The organism is Cellulomonas sp. P4_B5_2, assembly GCF_056402235.1.
The window spans coordinates 1-2,851 of record NZ_JBFUHU010000472.1; the positions used below are offsets into that span (position 1 = coordinate 1).

Genomic DNA, 2,851 nt, shown 5'->3' on the forward strand with positions numbered 1-2,851 from the left:
ACCTGGGGCAGCCCCGACGGCCGCCACACCGCCCGCGGCGTCGCAGGCGCCCGCCGCAGCCCCGGCCCCGACGATCAGCGACGAGATCGTCACGCGCACCAACGCAGAGCGCACCGCCGCCGGCCTGGCACCTCTGGCCGTCTCGGCGTGCGGGACGGAGCAGGCCGCGGCGCGCACCGCCCTGCTCGTGGCCGAGGACCGGTTCGAGCACGACCCGCTGGAGCCCGTGCTGGAGGCGTGCGCGGCACGTGCCGTCGGGGAGAACCTGGCCCTCGGCTACCCGACGCCGCTGGCCGTGGTCGCGGGGTGGATGGGGTCCGAGGGGCACCGCGCGAACATCCTCAACCCGACGTACACGCAGATCGGCGTCGCCTGTACCCCGAGCCCGAAGGGTCAGCTCTGCGCGCAGGTGTTCCTGGGCTGAGTACGCAACATCCGGGTCACACAGTTCTGCCACACTGCGCGCATGTCTTCGACCCCCTCCACGCAGACAGAGCGTCCTGCGCCCCCGACGAACGCCGTCGACCGCTACTTCAAGATCACCGAGCGCGGTTCGACCATCGGTACCGAGATCCGTGGTGGTCTCGTCACCTTCTTCACGATGTGCTACATCATCGTGCTCAACCCGCTGATCATCGGGACCGTCCAGTCCGGCGACGGCCTGTTCCTCGGCGGCGGCGACGCCCCGAACCTGGCAGCCGTGGCGGCGACGACCGCGCTGGTCGCCGGCGTGATGTCGATCCTCATGGGCGTCGTCGCCAACTTCCCCCTGGCGCTCGCGGCCGGGCTCGGCCTGAACGCCGTCGTCGCCTACTCCATCGCCTCGCTGCCGGGCATGTCCTGGCAGGACGCGATGGGCCTGGTGGTCCTCGAGGGCCTGATCATCCTGGTCCTGGTGCTCACCGGCTTCCGCGAGGCTGTGTTCCGCGCCGTCCCGCTGGAGCTGAAGACCGCCATCAGCGTCGGCATCGGCCTGTTCATCGCCTTCATCGGCCTGGTCGACGCCGGCTTCGTGCGGATCCCCGCCAGCATGGCCACCCCGGTGGAGCTCGGCATCGCCGGCTCCCTGGCCAGCTGGCCGCTCCTGGTGTTCGTGTTCGGGCTGCTGCTCGCCATCATCCTCATGGTCCGCAAGGTCCGGGGCGCCATCCTCATCTCGATCGTCTCCGCGAGCGCGCTGGCGTTCGTCATCGAGCTGGTCGGCAACATCGGGAGCAAGACCGACGAGACCGGGGCCGTGGTCAACCCCGCCGGTTGGTCGCTCGAGGTCCCGCACTGGCCCGAGGGCGGCATCTTCGCGAAGCCGGACTTCTCGCTGGTCGGCCAGTTCTCGCTGTTCGGCTCCATCGAGTCCATCGGCCTGGTCGCGGTCATCCTGCTGGTGTTCTCGCTGCTGCTGGCCGACTTCTTCGACACGATGGGCACCATGGTCGCCGTCGGCGGCGAGGCCGGCCTGCTCGACAAGGACGGCAACCCGCCGAAGACCAAGCAGATCCTCATCGTCGACTCGATCGCCGCGGCGGCCGGCGGTGCGGGCAGCGTCTCGTCCAACACGAGCTACATCGAGTCCGCGTCGGGCGTCGGCGACGGTGCGCGCACCGGGCTGGCGGCGGTCGTCACGGGCATCGCGTTCCTGCTGGCCACGTTCCTGTCGCCGCTGGTCGCGCTGGTCCCGTTCGAGGCGGCCACCCCGGCGCTCGTCGTCGTCGGCTTCCTCATGGTCACCCAGATCGCCGGCATCAACTGGCGCAACTGGGAGGTCGCCATCCCGGCGTTCCTCACCATCATCATCATGCCGTTCTCGTACTCGATCACGGCCGGCATCGGTGCGGGCATCATCACGTTCGTCGTGATCAAGCTGGCCGTCGGCAAGGTCCGCGAGATCCACACGTTCATGTGGCTGGCGTCGGCCCTGTTCGTCGCCTACTTCCTCATCGGCCCGATCAAGGCTGCGTTCGGCATCTGACAGCTCACGTGCGAGGGGCCGGGTCCGTGACGGACGGTGCGCCGACAGGCCGCGGCGGGCCGCGGCGACCGGGATGAGCGCCCGCAGGCGGTCGGCCGTGGTCGCGTTGGAGCCGGGGAGCGTCGCGGGGTCGACGTCCGCGGCCAGCCGGGCCAGCTCCCGCAGCGTGAACGTGCGGCGCACGGCGGCGGGGACCAGCTCGACGATGGCGGACCGGTGCCGCCGCGTCAGTGCGAGCACCAGGTCGGCCTGCTGCACCATGCCGGCCACCAGCTGCCGCGCCTCGAAGTTGCGGGGGTCGACACCCTGCGCCGCCACGAGGGCCGCGATCTCGTCGGTCATCGGGTGGCCGACCATCGCGCCAGTGCCGGCCGAGCCGACCTCGATCGCCGGCGCCAGCCCGCCGGTGGCGTCGCGGCCGCGGTACGCCGCACCGAGTCCGGCGGCCAGCAGCCGCTCCGCCGCCGGCGACCGGCAGATGTTGCCGGTGCAGACGACGAGGACGCGCAAGGGCCCGGCCAGGTCAGAGGGGGTCATGGGGACCATCTTGCGGTCCCCGGGCGCACATCCCGGCATCGAGTGACCCGATCGGCGCAGAGTTTCCACCCGCTCCGACAAGGGGACTCAGGACGCGCCGGTACGATTCCGACCGCGGTCGCCCTCCCGGGCGGCGGGTGGGCCAGGGGGAGAGAGACGTCGTGACGCACCCGGGATGGGGGGACGGCTGGAACGCGCAGCCCGTCCCGGAGGCGCCGCAGCACCCGGAGACGGTCCGCCGCCGGCGCACCTCGTACGCCCGCGCGCGGCGTCGACGGGTGCTCAAGCGCGTGCTCGTCGGGTGCGGGCTCGCGCTCGCCGTCGTGATCGGGCTCGGCGTCTGGCTGG

The 2,851-nt window shown here is 71.7% G+C and carries 3 protein-coding genes and 1 pseudogene; 3 read left to right on the plus strand and 1 reads right to left on the minus strand.

The features are described 5' to 3' along the window. The coding region (locus AC1DUQ_RS21260; protein WP_477074578.1) for a CAP domain-containing protein at positions 1 to 424 on the plus strand (424 nt) is incomplete at its 5' end. 42 nt (positions 425 to 466) lie between these two features. Beyond that, positions 467 to 1,966, plus strand: a complete 1,500-nt coding sequence (locus tag AC1DUQ_RS21265; RefSeq protein ID WP_477060071.1) for an NCS2 family permease — start codon at positions 467 to 469, stop codon at positions 1,964 to 1,966. A 165-nt stretch (positions 1,967 to 2,131) separates the two neighbouring features. On the opposite strand, the pseudogene AC1DUQ_RS21270 reads toward AC1DUQ_RS21265, so the two are convergent. Next, positions 2,132 to 2,542, minus strand: a pseudogene (locus tag AC1DUQ_RS21270) (arsenate reductase/protein-tyrosine-phosphatase family protein); the annotation flags it as partial. Between the two features lie 122 nt (positions 2,543 to 2,664). Between AC1DUQ_RS21270 and AC1DUQ_RS21275 the strand changes: the two are divergent. Next, positions 2,665 to 2,851 (plus strand): hypothetical protein (locus AC1DUQ_RS21275; protein ID WP_477074579.1); only part of this gene is annotated, 187 nt, incomplete at its 3' end.

Bases quoted from the DNA above. Each gene is read 5' to 3' on its own strand.
- AC1DUQ_RS21265 (WP_477060071.1), top strand. From the start codon at position 467: ATGTCTTCGACCCCCTCCACGCAGACAGAGCGTCCTGCGCCCCCGACG.